The organism is Streptantibioticus cattleyicolor NRRL 8057 = DSM 46488 (assembly GCF_000240165.1).
Classification (GTDB): domain Bacteria; phylum Actinomycetota; class Actinomycetes; order Streptomycetales; family Streptomycetaceae; genus Streptantibioticus; species Streptantibioticus cattleyicolor.
In genome coordinates, this window is the sequence record NC_017585.1 from 571,162 (window position 1) to 585,732 (window position 14,571).

At 74.7% G+C, this 14,571-nt stretch carries 15 protein-coding genes; 5 read left to right on the forward strand and 10 right to left on the reverse strand.

All coding sequences use genetic code 11. The annotated features are described in order from the left end of the window. Window positions 1-5 precede the first annotated feature (5 nt). Window positions 6-1,121: a PP2C family protein-serine/threonine phosphatase gene (locus tag SCATT_RS30110; RefSeq protein ID WP_014151617.1), complete on the forward strand. Its 1,116-nt coding sequence runs from the start codon at window positions 6-8 to the stop codon at window positions 1,119-1,121. Between the two features lie 3 nt (window positions 1,122-1,124). Here SCATT_RS30110 and SCATT_RS30115 read toward each other — a convergent pair whose 3' ends face one another. After that, a complete protein-coding gene (locus SCATT_RS30115) occupies window positions 1,125-2,120 on the reverse strand; it encodes an asparaginase (protein WP_014151616.1) in 996 nt (331 codons plus the stop codon). Window positions 2,121-2,454: 334 nt separating this feature from the next. On the opposite strand from SCATT_RS30115, the gene SCATT_RS30120 reads away from it, so the two are divergent. Then, window positions 2,455-2,883: a hypothetical protein gene (locus tag SCATT_RS30120; protein WP_014151615.1), complete on the forward strand. Its 429-nt coding sequence runs from the start codon at window positions 2,455-2,457 to the stop codon at window positions 2,881-2,883. A gap of 56 nt (window positions 2,884-2,939) precedes the next feature. On the opposite strand, the gene SCATT_RS30125 is transcribed toward SCATT_RS30120, so the two are convergent. Further along, a complete protein-coding gene (locus SCATT_RS30125) occupies window positions 2,940-3,881 on the reverse strand; it encodes an intradiol ring-cleavage dioxygenase (protein WP_014151614.1) in 942 nt (313 codons plus the stop codon). Between the two features lie 237 nt (window positions 3,882-4,118). Then, complete coding sequence (locus SCATT_RS30130) at window positions 4,119-4,433, reverse strand: hypothetical protein (protein ID WP_014151613.1); 315 nt, start codon at window positions 4,431-4,433, stop codon at window positions 4,119-4,121. An 84-nt stretch (window positions 4,434-4,517) separates the two neighbouring features. Here SCATT_RS30130 and SCATT_RS30135 point away from each other — a divergent pair, with 84 nt between their 5' ends. After that, entirely contained in the window at window positions 4,518-4,757 is a 240-nt protein-coding gene (locus SCATT_RS30135) for a hypothetical protein (RefSeq protein ID WP_014151612.1), read from the forward strand. Window positions 4,758-4,769: 12 nt separating this feature from the next. On the opposite strand, the gene SCATT_RS30140 is transcribed toward SCATT_RS30135, so the two are convergent. Then, window positions 4,770-5,303 (reverse strand): GNAT family N-acetyltransferase, encoded by a 534-nt coding sequence (locus SCATT_RS30140; protein WP_014151611.1) that lies wholly within the window; start codon window positions 5,301-5,303, stop codon window positions 4,770-4,772. A 42-nt stretch (window positions 5,304-5,345) separates the two neighbouring features. Then, a complete protein-coding gene (locus SCATT_RS30145) occupies window positions 5,346-7,322 on the reverse strand; it encodes an AfsR/SARP family transcriptional regulator (protein WP_014151610.1) in 1,977 nt (658 codons plus the stop codon). Between the two features lie 166 nt (window positions 7,323-7,488). On the opposite strand from SCATT_RS30145, the gene SCATT_RS30150 reads away from it, so the two are divergent. Beyond that, window positions 7,489-8,370 (forward strand): alpha/beta fold hydrolase, encoded by an 882-nt coding sequence (locus tag SCATT_RS30150; RefSeq protein WP_014151609.1) that lies wholly within the window; start codon window positions 7,489-7,491, stop codon window positions 8,368-8,370. A gap of 150 nt (window positions 8,371-8,520) precedes the next feature. Then, window positions 8,521-8,652 (forward strand): hypothetical protein, encoded by a 132-nt coding sequence (locus tag SCATT_RS40470; RefSeq protein ID WP_014626820.1) that lies wholly within the window; start codon window positions 8,521-8,523, stop codon window positions 8,650-8,652. A gap of 57 nt (window positions 8,653-8,709) precedes the next feature. Here SCATT_RS40470 and SCATT_RS30155 read toward each other — a convergent pair whose 3' ends face one another. The 5 genes from SCATT_RS30155 to araA all read right to left on the reverse strand — a co-directional run bounded on the left by SCATT_RS30155 (window position 8,710) and on the right by araA (window position 14,569). Further along, window positions 8,710-9,093 (reverse strand): VOC family protein, encoded by a 384-nt coding sequence (locus SCATT_RS30155; protein ID WP_014151608.1) that lies wholly within the window; start codon window positions 9,091-9,093, stop codon window positions 8,710-8,712. Between the two features lie 197 nt (window positions 9,094-9,290). Continuing rightward, window positions 9,291-10,307: an ABC transporter permease gene (locus SCATT_RS30160; protein WP_014151607.1), complete on the reverse strand. Its 1,017-nt coding sequence runs from the start codon at window positions 10,305-10,307 to the stop codon at window positions 9,291-9,293. Then, entirely contained in the window at window positions 10,304-11,848 is a 1,545-nt protein-coding gene (locus tag SCATT_RS30165; protein ID WP_041823689.1) for a sugar ABC transporter ATP-binding protein, read from the reverse strand. Before SCATT_RS30165 ends, SCATT_RS30160 begins: the two co-directional genes overlap by 4 nt. A gap of 2 nt (window positions 11,849-11,850) precedes the next feature. After that, entirely contained in the window at window positions 11,851-12,999 is a 1,149-nt protein-coding gene (locus SCATT_RS30170) for a substrate-binding domain-containing protein (RefSeq protein WP_014151605.1), read from the reverse strand. 64 nt (window positions 13,000-13,063) lie between these two features. Then, a complete protein-coding gene (gene araA, locus SCATT_RS30175; protein WP_014151604.1) occupies window positions 13,064-14,569 on the reverse strand; it encodes an L-arabinose isomerase in 1,506 nt (501 codons plus the stop codon). Window positions 14,570-14,571: the final 2 nt, after the last annotated feature.

Here is a 14,571-nt window from a genome sequence, read left to right on the forward strand (position 1 = left end):
GAGGGGTGGACGGTGGACGTCTCGCCGCCGTGCGGCGCACCTGGCGTTCGGGGCCGCTGCTGCTGGCCGCGGTGCCGGTGCTCCTCATCGTGGTGATCGTGGTGGTGGACATCCTGGTGCCGCTCGACGTCCACCTCAGTTCGCTGCTGGTCATCGCCCCGGCGATCACCGCGTCGTTCGCCGGGCCACGGCTGACCGGGGCGGTGGGCGCGCTGTCGGTCGGCGCGGTGGCCTACATCGGATGGCACTTCGACGCGCTGCTCAGCCGCAACATCCTGGTGCAGATGGTGGCGCTGGCGGTGCTCTCCTGCCTCATCGTGTTCTTCTGCGTGGTGCGGGAACGCCACCGGCGCCAACTCGCCCAGGTGCGTTCGGTGGCCGAGGCGGCGCAGCACGTGCTGTTGTGGCCGCTGCCGGACCGGATCGGCCCGCTGGAGATCGCCTGCCTGTACCTGGCCGCCGAGGACGAGGCGCAGATCGGCGGCGACCTGTACGCGGCCACCCGTACCCACTGCGCGACCCGGGTGCTCATCGGGGACGTGCGGGGCAAGGGGCTGGCCGCGATCGGGGAGGCGGCGCTGCTGGTGAGCGCCTTCCGGGAGACGGCCCACCAGCACGACGAACTGCCCGCGCTCGCCGCCGCGCTGGAGTCGAGCATGGACCGCTACCTGACCGACTTCGAACCGCGGGAGGAGGCCGGGGAGCGCTTCGTGACCGCGCTGCTGCTGGAGATCCCGGACGCCGACCCGATCACCCGCATGACGGGCCTCGGGCATCCGCCGCCGCTGCTGCTCAGCCCCGGCCACAGCGTGACCACGCCCAGTCTGCACACCGCGCCACCGCTGGGGGTCGGCGCGGTCGACCCGGCCGCCCACCCGGTGGACGTCTTCTCGTTCCCGCCCGGTGACACCCTGCTGCTCTACACCGACGGCGCCATCGAGGCCCGGGACCACGCCGGTGCCTTCTACCCGCTGCCGGAGCGCGCGGCCCAGTGGACGGAGAGCGCTCCGGCGACGCTGCTGCACCGGCTCCGCCGCGACCTGCTCAACCACGTCGGCGGCCACCTCGACGACGACGCCGCGCTGGTGGCGATCCGCCGCGTCCCGGAGGACGGCGGGTGAGGGTCAGCCGTGCCGGGCGAAGGCGTCGGCGATCTCCTCGCGCCCGGCCCCGGCCGCCAGCAGGGTCCGCAGCAGCACCCGGGCCTTGTACGGGCCGAGGAGTCCGGCGTTGAGCAGGCCGCGCCGCTGGAGGTCGGTCTCGGAACCCACCGCGCCGTAGGTGTGGCGCAGCACCGGGCCGCCGCCGGTGCGGGACGCCAGCACCACCGGCATCCGGCCCGCGAGCGCGCCCAGCCGCGGGGCGAGCGCGGAGGGTACGTGGCCGACCCCGAACCCGGCCACCACGAGCCCCTGGTGGCCCTCGGCCACCACGTCCAGGAGCGCTCCGTCGTCGTCCAGCGTGGCGGTGTACAGCGCCACCCGGGTCGCGTCGAGGTGTTCGGCGATCCCGGCGCGGGTCAGCGGTGGCTGCCGGGGCGGCCGGGCCAGCACCCGCACCGTGTCCTCGACCACCTGGCCGATCGGTCCGAGGTCGGGGGAGGCGAAGGTGGCGGTGCTGGTGCTGTGCGTCTTGCGTACCCAACGGGCCGCGTGGAGCTGGTCGTTGAAGACCACCAGGGCGCCGAGTCCGCGGGCGGCGGGGTCGGCGGCGACGCGGACGGCGGCGAGCACGTTGGCGGGGCCGTCCGCCCCGGCGAGGGTGGGGTTGCGCATGGCGCCGGTGAGCACGAAGGGCTCCGGGCGCGGCCAGACCAGGTCGACGAGGTAGGCGGTCTCCTCCAGGGTGTCGGTGCCCTGGGTGACCACGACCCCGCGGGCGCCGTCGCGTACCGCCGCCTCGGCCGCGGCGACCACGTCGAGCATCGCCGCGAAGGTCAGGTCGGCGCTGGGCACCGCCTGGGCGTCGCGGACGTCGAGGGGGACGCCGAGTGCCGCCAGGCCCGGTACGGCGGCGGTGATCTGGGCGCCGGTCAGTCTCGGTACCGCTCCGACGCGCGGGGAGCCGGATCGCCCGGCCGCCGAGATCGTCCCGCCCAGCGCGAACAGTGCGACACTCACCTGTGGGTTCCTCCCCTTCGCCACGGCGCCCGCGGGGCGTTCCACGGGGCCGCCCCACCCTAGGCCCTGTCGTCAAAATCTCGCCTGCCCCGCGGCGCCCTCCGGGCGGTCGGCGATCTTTTGACGACAGGGCCTCGTCCCGCGGAACGGCGGCCGGGGTGCTCGGCGGCTCGCCCGGGCGGCCCTTGACGCTGTGCCAGGACAGTGATTCCGGCGCCGCGCCACGACCGGGCCCCCGAGGACGGGGCGGGGCGGACCGTAGTGTGATCACCCCATGAACCCGTGAACCCGTCACCGCCCGCTGCGGTGAACGACGATGCCGCAAGGGGTTGGCATGTCCAGATTCCGCAAAACCGTCGCGGTGTGCCTGCTCACCGGAAGCCTGGCAACGGCCGGAGCGCACGCCTTCGCCACCGGCAAACCACCGCGTTCCGCGAGACACCACAGCGACACCCGGCCGGTCTCCCGGCCCGTCGAGCAGTACCCCGACGACCCCGAGTCCGACACGCCCGGCCGCGATCCCGACCCGTGGCACCGGCCCGCCGTCAGCCCGAACGACGACCCGGGGGCCGGCCGGCAGAACCAGGGGCAGGGACAGGGGCAGACGGCCGCCCGGGAGCCGTCGCGCGATCCGGCCCGTTACCCGGACCCGTCCACGGCGTTCAACTACGTCTCCGACCTCCTCGGCGGCCTGTCCAAGGGCGTCGTCGGCCTGCTCGGCGGCGTCCAGAACAGCGCCGCCCCGGGCGGCGGCGGGCGCTGACCACGCCGCGCGACGGGGCCCGCCGGGCGCGCGCCGGCCCGGCGGGGCCCCGGCACTCAGCGTGCGGACGGGGTGGGGAACGGGGGCAGCGGCGCGTCCGAGCCGTCGTGGGTCCCGGCCGCGTCGACGCTCATGGTCAGCCGTCCCAGCACGCCGCGCCGGATGTGCCGCGGGTCGTAGGCGAGGTCGAGCAGGCCGCCCGCGGCCCCGGTGCCCGGGTAGATCAGGTCCTCCTCCAGCGTCGTGCGGCGGATGGTGCTGCCGGTGTAGGGGTCGGTGCGGGCGACGAGCCGGACCGCCTCCTCGGAGAAGTAGAACTGCCCGGTGTGGCACTGGTGGCCGCCGGTGTAACCGCCGGGCGTCCGCCGGCCGCCGGTGTGCACCTTGGTGTGGATGTGCACGGCCCGCCCCGCGTACCAGCCGGGGACGATGGTGCGGAACTCCACGGTGCCGAAGGCGTCGGTCATCTGGATGCCGCGCAGATAGGTGAGGTCGTCGGTGGGCGGCTGGTGTCCACCGCCGGGCGGCGGGCCGGGCGCCACCCCGGGCGTGCCCTGCCCGCCGCCGTTGCCGATGGAGCCGTAGCCGGAGTAGACGCCCAGCGCGTCGCACTGCCAGATCTCCACGGCGGAGTCGCGCAGCGGCCGGCAGGTGGCCGTGTCGACCACGGTGAGGCACAGGCGCAGCGGGACGCCGGTGCGGTCCTCGACGACGTCGCGCCGGAAGAGTTCGTAGTCCAGGTAGTAGGGGCCCTCGATCTGTTCCGCGGTCAGCCCGCACATCCCGGCGCGGTCGCCGGGGCCGGTGTGCCCGGTGGCGGACGCCGCGCCGGGATCGGCCGGCGGGGTCGTCGCGCCCGCGGCGGTGGCCGCCAGCGCGCCGGCGCCGACGGTCAGCATCCCCGCCCCGCCCAGCGCCAGCAGGGAGCGCCGGGAGAGCAACGCCCGCGAAACCGTGCCGTTGTCCGGCTCGTCGTGGTGGTGCTCGGAGAATGTCATGGGCAGAACATAGCAATGCGTAAGCAGGTGCCAACGGTACGCACACGCGATCCCGCCAGCCCCGCGCCGGTGCCCCGCGCCGTGCGTCCCGGCAGCTCACCGGGGACCCGGCGGACCGGCGCGGCCGGCCGCGGACCGGGCGCCCGCGACCGGCCTGCCCGGACGGCGGGTCCGCCGGGCCCCGACCCACGCATCCTGTCCGGAACTCGCCGTTCCGTGACGTGGGCCGACCGGGCCCTAACGACCCGGGCACGCCTCGTCGTTCTTGGCCACGGTGAGCGTGATCCGGTGGCCGGCGATCCGGGTGCCGGGGGCCGGCTCCTGGGCGCAGACCTTCCAGTGGGCCGGCCACAGCACATGGCGGTGGCCGAGGGCGTCGGCGGCGTGGACGGTGGCACCGTGGTGGTCGAGCATGCGGTAGGCGGCGACGAGGGGGTGCCCCTTGACGTCGGGCATGGTGTGCTCGTCGGCACCGGCCTGGACGGCGCAGCCGAGGGCGGCGGCGACGGACAGGGCTGCCGTGACGGCGGTTTTGACGGTCTTGTGTGTCATGCCCTGGCAACGACGACGGGCCTCCGGCGTCACCGGCGCTGCGCCGTACGGGTACCGGGGGCCGCGCCGGGTACCGGATACGGCATGAGCGACATACGTACCCGCCTCGCCGACTGGTGGTCCACCCTCGGCGACACGGCCAAGGAGCGGCTGCTCTCCCTCGGCGACGACGACCACCTGCCGGCCTCGTTCGCCAACGAGCTGAGGGAGGCCGGGGTCTTCCCGGTCAGCGACGGCTACTGGCCCGGCCAGGAGACCTCACCGGACGCCTTCCGCCAGCCCCACGAACTGCGTGCCTTCCTCAACGAGCAGCGCCTCCAGTGAACTGACGATACGTCAGAAAGGCAGCGAACGCAGCCGCACCGCACCGGCGGGCCACCGCGCCTCCTCGCGCAACGGTGTCCACATGGTGCGCAACGGCATCACCACGGACCCGTCGGGCTGCTCGACACGCACGTCACCGCCGACCGGGTGCCAGCCCAGCCTGCGGTAGAGCGCGGTCAGCGGCGGGCGGCAGAACAGCAGGCCGAAGCCGGGGCCGAGGGTGCGGGCGTGGTCCAGGGCGGCGCCGACGGCCAGCCGGGCGAGGCCGTGCCCCCGTACGTCGGCGGCGACGGCCACTCCCCCGACGCCGGCCACCTCGGTGTCGAGGCCGCCGACGGTGACCGGCGCCCGGCGCAGCCCCGCGTGGGCCACCAGCCGGTCGCCGAGCACCACGCCGAAGTGGATCTCCTTGGGCAGCCAGGTCAGTTGGGCGTCGGCGACCCCGAACGGATCCGGGTCGGCCCCGAGGAGGCGGTCCTGGTCGTCCCTGGTGTATCCGTCGAGGCGGACGACGGCGGGTGCGGCCGAGGGGAGTTGAGCGGTCATGGGCCCATGATCGGTGCGGGGGCGGCCGGTTGCCAACGTCCGTCAGCGGGCGGACGCGGCGGCGATGGCGGCCAGGTGGCGGTCGACCGGGCCCGCGGTGAGCAGACCGCTGCCGGCGCCGGCGAGCTGGCCCGCGGCCGGACGCAGCCGGGCGTGGACGCGGTCGAGCACCTCCCGGTCGCCGAGTTCCACGGCGACCGCGGCGCTCAGGGAGCACAACGCCTCGTACAGCAGGTCCGCGGGGGGCTCGGGCTGGGCGCGCAGCGCGGTACGGGCCTCGTCCGGGCGGCCCTGGCGCAGCAGGGTGAACGGCTCGGCCCACGGCCGGTAGGGGCCCCAGTCGGCGTCCGGGTCGGCGGACGCGACGGCGGTGGCGGGGTCACCGGCGAGCCGCAGGCAGAGCAGCGCGAGCGGGAGCAGCCCCGTCTCCAGCCCCGGCATCCCGGCGCCGTCGAGCCGGGCGGCGGCGGCCCGGTAGGCGGCCTCGGCCTCGCGGGGGCGTCCGGTGGCGGCCGTCCGCAGCGCGGCGTACCACTGGGTGAAGACGCCCACCAGCGGCAGTTCGTGCCGGTCGGCGAGGTGGTCCGCGGCGGCGGCGTGCCGGTCCGCCGCCGGGAAGTCGCCGAGGGCGCAGTGGGCCTGGAGGCGGATGAGGTGGCCGAGCACCTCGTAGGTCACCAGGCCGTGGCGGGCGGCGAGTTGGACCAGTTCGGCGCCGATCGCGTCACGCCGCGGGGCGAGCCCGGCCCGGTCGCAGGACTGCATGAAGACCCCGTTGAGCGCGAACGCCAGCAGCGCGGGGTCGTCGACGCGGCGGGCGAGTTCCTCGGCCTGCGCGGCGGCGCGGCGTGGTCCGGGGTCCCGGGTGCCGCGCGACTCGACGGCGATGGTGGCCAGCAGCCGGCAGCGGGCCGCGTCGTGCGCCGCGCCGGGCGGCAGGGCGGCCAGGGCGCGCCGGGCGGCGGCCACGACACGGGCGGCGAGGTCGGGGTCGTCGGAACGGGTCCAGATGGCGGGGACGTCGTAGGCGCCGATCACCCGGGCGGTCAGTTCGGGGTCGCCGAACTCCTCGGCGGAGGCGATGGCGGCCGGCCGGTGCTCGCGGGCGGCGGCCAGCCCCCCGCCGCCGGTCACCGCGAGGTTGCGCAGGAGTCCGACGGTGGCCTCGACGCGGGCGCGGGCTCCGGCGGCGACGGCGCGGTCGTAGGCGGCGGTGGCCCGGGTCCACAGCCGGTCGGCGGTGGCGGCGGGCGCGGTCGGCTGGTCGAGCGCCGGGTCCTGGGCGAGGACGGCGGCCTCCAGGCGGCGCAGGGCCGGGCCGGGGTCGAGGCCGAGCCGGTCGGCGAGGGTGGCGCGGGCGTGGCGCAGTACAGCGAGGGCGTCGGCCTGGCGGCCGGTGCGGTACAGGGCGAGGGCCAGCAGCCGCCAGGCGTCCTCGCGCCAGGGGTGGTCGGTCAGATGGGCGTCGAGGTCGGGCACCGCCTCGGCGGCGAGCCCGAGGGCGAGCCGGGCCGCGGCCCGGTCCTCCACCGCCCGCAGCCGCAGTTCGGCCAGGCGTGCCCGTTCGCCGCGGGCCCACTCCTCGGCCTCGAACCCGGCGTAGGCCGGCCCGCGCCACAGCCCCAGCGCCGCGTCGAGCGTCTCCAGCGCCGCCGCCGGGGGCGCCGTCCGGGCGGCGTCGAGGGCCGTCTCGAACCGCCAGGCGTCCACCTCCTCCGGCGCCGCCCGCAGCGCGTACCCGGGGCCCTCGGTGACCAGCAGCCGGGCCGGGGCGCGGGGCGGACGCTCCGGTTCCAGGACGCGGCGCAGCGCGGCGACGAAGGTCTGCACGGCGCCCACGGCTCCGGCCGGCGGCTCGGGCCACAGGTCGGTGACGAGACGGGAGACCGGGACGACCCGGCGGCGGGCGACGATCAGCCGGGCCAGCACCGCCCGGTGGCGTGGCCCCTTCAGCGCCAGCCCGGCGCCGCCGCGTTCGGCCGTCACCGGCCCGAGCACCCCGAACGTGACCCGTTCCATCCTCACCTTCCCGGCATCCCCGCTGCCCGCGCCACGGTACGCGCCCGGCCGGACGGCCCCGCCGCGCGGGCGCTGATCCGTTGCTGATCGGCGCGCGGCAGGCTCGGTCACGTACGTCACCGGCACGGGGCCGACCCGCCGGGCGGATCAGACAGAACGGAACACCATGGCAACACCCACCATCCCCGGCTTCGAGCAGCAGCGCATCCGGGTCGCCGACGGCGTCTCCCTCAACGTCGCCGTGGGCGGCTCGGGCACCCCGGTGGTGCTGCTGCACGGCTTCCCGCAGACCCATCTGATGTGGCGGCACGTGGCCCCGGAACTGGCCGCCGACCACACCGTGATCTGCCCCGACCTGCGTGGTTACGGGGCCAGCGACAAGCCGTCCGGCGACGATCCGGACGCCTACGCCAAGCGCACCATGGCCGCGGACGTGGTGGCCCTCGCCCGTGCGCTGGGCCACGAGCGCTTCGCGCTGGCCGGCCACGACCGGGGCGCCCTGGTCGCCTTCCGCGCCGGGCTCGACCACCCGGCGGCCGTGTCCCACCTGGCCTGCCTGGACGTGGTGCCGACGCTGGACATGTGGGAGGTGATGCACGGCGTCTCCGCCGCGGTCGGCTTCCACCTGTACCTGATGGCCCAGCCGCCCGGGCTGCCCGAGCAGCTGATCGGCGCCGCCCCGGACGCCTTCTTCGGCCACTTCCTGGACGCCTGGACGGTCGGCGCCCAGGTGCACCCGGCCGAGGTGCGCGCCGCCTACCTGGACGCCTGCCGGGCCGCCGTGCCGTCGATCGTGGCCGACTACCGCGCCTCGGCCGGCGTCGACGTCGAGCACGACGAGGCGGACCGGGCGGCGGGCAACCAGCTGCGGATGCCGGTCACCGTGCTCCAGCAGGACTGGGGTGCGGCCCTCGGTTACGACGCGGCGGCGGTGTGGCGGGCCTGGGCGCCGGATCTGCGCCACACGACCCTCACGGCCGGCCACTTCATGGCCGAGGAGGCGCCCGGCCAGGTCACCGAGGCGCTGCGCGAGCTGCTCACCCGCTGAGCACCACTCCGCCGAAGATCCGGTGCCCGGGGGTGTTGACGGTCACCCGTGTGGTGAGTCTACGTTTGCCGTGAAGACGCCATTTCCTTCCGTTTCGTACCGGATGCCGGTGCCGGACCGGAAGGCGGGACGCGGCGAGAGGAGGCTGCCATGTTCTTCGGCTGGTTCCACCGTGGCTTCGGCTTCGGGCGCGATCGCCGCCACGACTGCGGTCGCGGCGACGGCTACGGCTACGGGTGCGGCGACGGTTACGGATACGGTCACGGCCGTTGCTGGTGGTGACCCGGGCATTGAGTCAGGGGACCGGCGGTTCGGCGCCGGTTCCCGGCATGTGCGGTCTCAGACGGCGTCCTGGGGGTACCAGCGCAGCTCGACGGTGTTGCCGTCCGGGTCGAGCACGTAGAGCGACTCGGCGGTGCCGCGGGCGCCGAACCGGGGGCCGGGGCCGTCCACCACGGTGAACTCGCCGGAGTCGACGACCTCCTGCCAGTCCAGCGGTTCGACCACCAGGCAGATGTGGTCGACGTTGGACTCCCCGCGGGGCCGGGAGACCAGGTCGATGATGGTGGCGTCGTCCACCCGCACCGACGGGAACGGCACCTTCCCGGCCCGCCACTCCTCGACGCGCACCGGCGCCAGGCCGAGCCGGCCGCGGTAGAAGTCGAGGGAGCGTTCCACGTCCCCCACGTTGAGGACGAGGTGGTCGAAGGCGATGACGCGCATGGGTCTTCCTCGGTCGGGTCGGCCGACCGGCCGGTACGGGCCGGTGGTGCGGCCCCCGTCGGGTGGCCGCACCACGGAACCATAACCATCGGTGATCATGGGCGCGATCGGTCGTCGGTCCTGGGTCCCGGGCCGGGGGGCCTACGGCCGACGGCCCTCGGGCGCGGGACCGGCCGGTGCGTGCCGGTCCCGCGCCGTCAGCGCCTGCGTGCCACCCTCCGAGCACGCAGGCGGTCCGCGGTGATGGCCAGGCCCAGTACGCAACCGAGCACGATGTTGGTGTAGTTGGAGTTGATCTGAAGGGTCGTCAGACCGTTGTTGATCAGTTCGAGCAGCACGGTGCCGGCCACGATGCCCAGGATGCGTCCCTGGCCGCCGACGAGGCTCACCCCGCCGATCACCGCGGCGGCGATGGCGGACAGCTCCCAGCCCACCCCGACGCCGCTCGCCGAGCCCACGCCCATCCGGCCCAGCACCAGCACCGCGGCGCAGCCGGACAGCAGCGAGCTGGTGACGTACATCGCCACCACCCGGCGGTCGCCGCGGATCCCGGCCAGCCGCGCCGCCTCGGCATTGCCGCCCACCGCGTACACCTGCCGTCCGGCGAAGGTGCGTTCCAGGAAGAACCAGGCGGCGACGGCGACCACCGCGAAGATCACCAGCGGCACCGGCACCTGGGCCAGGTAGGTCTGCCCCAGGTCGCCGAAGAAGCCGGAGATGCCGGTGATCGAGGTGCCGGAGGTGACCGCCAGCGTGACGCCCTGGGCCACCGTGTAGGTGACCAGGGTGACCACGAAGGGCGGCATCCGCAGCCGGGTGACGGCGAGCCCGTGGACCAGGCCGACCAGCCCGGTCAGGGCGAGCACGATCACCACCGCGAGCGGCGCGGGCAGCCCGGCCCGGACGTTGAGCCACGACATCAGGATCACCCCGGTGCCCAGCAGCGCGCCCACCGACAGGTCGATCCCACCGGTGAGGATCACCAGCGACTCGCCGATCGCGATCAGCCCGTACTGGGCCAGGTCGAACCCCATGCCCTGGAGGTTGACCGGGCCGGCGAACGACGGCTTGGTGAGGGCCAGTGCCGCGAAGACCACGACGCAGGCGGCGACCACGCCGGCCTCGGGCGTCTCGGCCAGCCGTCGCAGCCGGGACGGCCCGGCGCCGGGCCGGGTGCCTTCCCCGGGGCGCGCCGGGGCGGTTTCGGTCGTCATGCGCTCGCTTCCTCCCGTGGCGCGGCGGGCCGGGTGCCGGCCGCCGCGGTCATGATGGCTTCCTTGCCGAACCGTTCGCGGGGGATGTCGGCCACCACCTCGCCGTGGGCCATCACCACGATCCGGTGGCAGATCCACAGCAGTTCCTCCAGTTCGGAGGAGGCGACCAGGACCGCCAGGCCCCGTTCGGCGGCCTCGTCGACCAGCCGGTAGATCTCCGCCTTGGCGCCGACGTCCACCCCGCGGGTGGGTTCGTCGAGCAGCAGCAGCCGGGGGTCGGCGGCCAGCCAGCGGCCGAAGACCGCCTTCTGCTGGTTGCCGCCGGACAGGTCGCCGATGGGCTGTTCCGCGCTGTGCAGCCGCACCCCGAGGTCGGCCACGATGCGCCGGGCGTGCTCCTTGTCGGCGCGCGGGGTGAGCACGCCGCCCCGGCTGATCCGGCGCAGCGTGCTGAGCGTGACGTTCCAGCGCACCGAGTGGGCCGGCAGCAGCGCCTGCTCCTTGCGGTCCTCGGGGACGAGGCCGACCCCGGCCGCCACCGCGTCGGCCGGGTGCCGGGGCCGGAACTCCCGGTCGCCGAGGAGCACCGAGCCGCCGGTACGCGGCTGGGCGCCCATGACGGTGTGCAGCAGCCGGCTGCGTCCGGAGCCCATCAGCCCGGCGACGCCGACGATCTCGCCGGCCCGTACGTCGAGGTCGACCGGGCCGAGGCCGTCGGCGGTAAGCCCGCGGACCCGCAGCACGGCGCGGCGGTCCACCGAGGGCGGCGGGGCGATGTCGGCGCGGGCCAGCTCGGCGCCGACCATCTCGCGGATGAGCCGTTCCTCGGTGGCCTCGGCCGGGGTGAGGTCGGCGACCAGCCGTCCGCCGCGGAGCACCACCACCCGGTCGGCCAGGGCGCGTACCTCGTCCAGCCGGTGGCCGATGAAGAGCACGGCGCCGCCGGCCCGGGCGTGCCGCCGGGCGAGGGAGAGCACCTGGCCGGCCTCGACGGGGCCGAGCGAGGAGGTGGGTTCGTCCAGGATGAGGACGACCGGCCGGTGCCCCCACGCCTTGGCGATCTCGATCATCTGGCGGACCGGCACCGGCAGCCGTTCCACCGGGCGGTCCACGTCGATGTGGTCCATGCCGACCTCGGCCAGCAGCGCGCGGGCCTCCTCGCGGGTACGGGAACGGTCGAACAGCCAGCGCCCCGGGGCGCGTTGCGGGGTGCCGGCCGGGTGGCGGCCCAGCAGCAGGTTCTCGGCCACGCTCAACCCGCCGACCAGGGGGAACTCCTGGGCGACCAGGCTGACGCCGAGCGCCCGGGCCTGGTCCGGACGGCCGGCCGGCAGCGGCCGTCCGGCGACGGTGACCTCGCCGGTGGTGGGGGTCACGGTGCCGGACAGCACCCCCATCAAGGTGGACTTGCCGGCCCCGTTCTCCCCGGCGACCGCGGTGATCTGGCCGCGTTTCAACTCCAGTTCGGGGATGTCGAGGACGGTCACCGGACCGTAGCGTTTGCTGACGCCGCGCAGTGCGGCGGCGGTGTCGGCGGCCATGGTCACCCCGCGATGCCGAGCTTGGCCAGCAGGGCGCGGTAGTCGGCGAGGTTGGCCTTGGTGACCAGTCCGACGCCGGAGCTGAGGGTGGTGCCGTCGTGCTCCAGGTAGGGGGCGACGATCTTCATGGTGGCGTCCCGGCCGAGCACCTTGAAGGCGGTGAGCAGGAAGGCGCCGGTGTACCCCTGCTGGTAGGGCTGTTGGAGCACGGTGGCCTGGATGACGCCGGAGTCGACGAACTTCAGCGTCTGGGCGTCGCTGTCGTCGGCCACGATCTTGATCCGGCCGGTCTTGCCTGCCGCCTGCACCGCCTGGGCGGCGGAGGGGCCGTCGTAGGAGTAGACCCCGTACAACCCGGCGACCTCGGGGTTGGTCTGGATGGCGGTCTGCGCGTTGGAGAGTGCCTTGGAGGCGTCCATGCCGTCGCTGAGCTTCTGCACCACCTTGACGCCGCTGCCCTTGACGGCGTCCTCGAAGCCGCGGATGCGTTCCACCGCGTTGGACGTGGTGAGCGAGCCGACCAGCACCACGACCTGGCCCTTGCCGCCCAGTGCCTGCTTCATCGCCTCGCCGGCCCGTTGTCCGGCCTGGTAGTTGGGGGTGCCGAGGTAGAGTTCGGCGCCGACGTCCTTGGGCAGCGGGGAGTCGATGGCGAGCACCGGGATGCCGGCCCGCTCGGCGGAGGCGATGGGTGCCTTGACCGCGGTCGGGTCGATGGCCGAGATGCTCAGCCCGGTGATGCCCTGGCCGCGCAGGGTCTGGACGATGGAGAGCTGCTGGTCCAGCCGGCCGTTGGCGGGGGCCTGGTAGGTGCCCTTGACGCCGAGGTCGGCGAGGCCCTTGGTGAAGCCGGCGCGGCCGGCGTTCCAGTAGTCGGTGGCCACGTTGACCACCATGGCCTGGTTGAGCCGGGAGAGGTCCTTGCCCTTCAGGGCCGCCTTCAACGCGCCGTCCAGTTTGGTGAGGTTGGCGTCGTTGAAGCCGATGTCGCCCTTGATGGCGGCGGCCGGGGTGGTGGTGCCGGACCCGGCCGGGGTGCCCCCGGCCCCCGTTCTGCTGCATCCGGCCGCCGTGAGGGCGACGGCGACCGCGGTCATGGCGACGGCGAGGCGCCCGGCCGTCCGGCGGACGCGCGGTGGGGTTGCGGCCATGGTGCTGGTCCTTTCGAGGAGGGTGGGGTGGTGCGGAGCGAACAGGGGGTGGGGCCGTGGTGGCTCACAGACCCTGGGCGAGCCGGTGGTACGCCTGGTTCCAGCGCACTTCCCTGGCGAACTCGCGCACCGTGGTGGTGGCGTCGATGGTGAGCAGTTCGGTGCCGAGGATGTCGGCGAGGTCGGTCAGCTCCTCGGTGCCCAGCGCGGCGGTGAGCACGGTGTGGTGCGGCGCGCCGGCGGTCAGCCACGACTCGGTGGAGGTCCGCAGGTCGGGCCGGGGCCGCCAGACCGCGCGGGCCACCGGGAGCCTGGGCAGCGGTTCGGGCGGGGCCACCACCTCGATCTCGTTGGCGACCAGGCGGAAGCGGTCGCCGAGGTCGGCCAGGCCCACCACCAGGCCCGGTCCGGGGTCGGCGTCGAAGACCAGTCGCACCGGGTCCTCCCGGCCGCCGATGGCCAGCGGATGGATCTCGCAGGACGGTGTGGTGCCGGTCAGCGACGGGCAGACCTCCAGCATGTGGGCGCCGAGGATCAACTCCTCGCCGGGGCGCAGGTGGTAGGTGTAGTCCTCCATGAACGAGGTGCCGCCCGGCAGTTGGGCGGCCATCGTCTTCAGGGCGCGCAGCAGCGTCGCGGTCTTCCAGTCCCCCTCGCCGCCGAAGCCGTACCCGTCCGCCATCAGCCGCTGCACCGCGAGCCCGGGCAACTGGCGCAACGCCCCGAGATCCTCGAAGTTGGTGGTGAACGCCCGGAAGCCGCCTTCGGCCAGGAAGATCCGCAGGCCCGCCTCCAGCCGTGCGGCGTACCGCAGCGAGGTGTGGCGTTCCCCGCCGGTACGCAGCTCGGGCGCGACGCGGTAGGTGTCCTGGTACTCCTCGACGAGGGCGGTCACCTCGGTGTCCGGCACCGCGTCCACCGCCGCCGCCAGGTCGGCCACACCGTAGGTGTTGACCGACACCCCGAAGCGCAGTTGTGCCTCGACCTTGTCGCCCTCGGTGACGGCGACGTCGCGCATGTTGTCACCGAACCGGGCGAGCCTGAGGGTACGCAGCTCGGCGGCGCCGATCGCGGCGCGGGTCCAGGCGGCGACCCGGGCGACGGTACGGGGGTCGCCGACGTGGCCGGCCACCGTCTTGCGGGCCACCCCGACCCGGGTCTGGACGTGGCCGAACTCCCGGTCGCCGTGGGCGGCCTGGTTGAGGTTCATGAAGTCCATGTCGATGGTGGACCACGGCAGGTCGACGTTGACCTGGGTGTGCAGGTGGAGCAGTGGCTTGCGCAGCGCGTCCAGCCCGGCGATCCACATCTTGGCCGGCGAGAAGGTGTGCATCCAGGCGACCACGCCCACGCAGGAGTCGTCGGCGTTGGCCGCCAGGCACAGCCGCCGGATCTCCGCCGCGTCGGTGAGCACCGGCTGCCACACCACGTCGGCCGGCAGCCGCGCGTCCCGCAGCGCGCCGGCGATCCGCCGGGACTGCTCGGCGACCTGGCTCAGTGTGTCGGCCCCGTACAGGTGTTGACTACCCGTCAGGAACCAGATGACCGGGCGCTGGTCCGGCGCTGTCATGT

What these genes read in the sequence shown, in the direction of transcription:
- SCATT_RS30120 (WP_014151615.1), top strand. Translation starts at nt 2,455, where the DNA reads ATGTCCAGATTCCGCAAAACCGTCGCGGTGTGCCTGCTCACCGGAAGC.
- SCATT_RS30125 (WP_014151614.1), bottom strand. Translation starts at nt 3,881, where the DNA reads ATGACATTCTCCGAGCACCACCACGACGAGCCGGACAACGGCACGGTT.
- SCATT_RS30130 (WP_014151613.1), bottom strand. Translation starts at nt 4,433, where the DNA reads ATGACACACAAGACCGTCAAAACCGCCGTCACGGCAGCCCTGTCCGTC.
- SCATT_RS30135 (WP_014151612.1), top strand. Translation starts at nt 4,518, where the DNA reads ATGAGCGACATACGTACCCGCCTCGCCGACTGGTGGTCCACCCTCGGC.
- SCATT_RS30140 (WP_014151611.1), bottom strand. Translation starts at nt 5,303, where the DNA reads ATGACCGCTCAACTCCCCTCGGCCGCACCCGCCGTCGTCCGCCTCGAC.
- SCATT_RS30145 (WP_014151610.1), bottom strand. Translation starts at nt 7,322, where the DNA reads ATGGAACGGGTCACGTTCGGGGTGCTCGGGCCGGTGACGGCCGAACGC.
- SCATT_RS30150 (WP_014151609.1), top strand. Translation starts at nt 7,489, where the DNA reads ATGGCAACACCCACCATCCCCGGCTTCGAGCAGCAGCGCATCCGGGTC.
- SCATT_RS40470 (WP_014626820.1), top strand. Translation starts at nt 8,521, where the DNA reads ATGTTCTTCGGCTGGTTCCACCGTGGCTTCGGCTTCGGGCGCGATCGC.
- SCATT_RS30155 (WP_014151608.1), bottom strand. Translation starts at nt 9,093, where the DNA reads ATGCGCGTCATCGCCTTCGACCACCTCGTCCTCAACGTGGGGGACGTG.
- SCATT_RS30160 (WP_014151607.1), bottom strand. Translation starts at nt 10,307, where the DNA reads ATGACGACCGAAACCGCCCCGGCGCGCCCCGGGGAAGGCACCCGGCCC.
- SCATT_RS30165 (WP_041823689.1), bottom strand. Translation starts at nt 11,848, where the DNA reads ATGGCCGCCGACACCGCCGCCGCACTGCGCGGCGTCAGCAAACGCTAC.
- SCATT_RS30170 (WP_014151605.1), bottom strand. Translation starts at nt 12,999, where the DNA reads ATGGCCGCAACCCCACCGCGCGTCCGCCGGACGGCCGGGCGCCTCGCC.
- araA (WP_014151604.1), bottom strand. Translation starts at nt 14,569, where the DNA reads ATGACAGCGCCGGACCAGCGCCCGGTCATCTGGTTCCTGACGGGTAGT.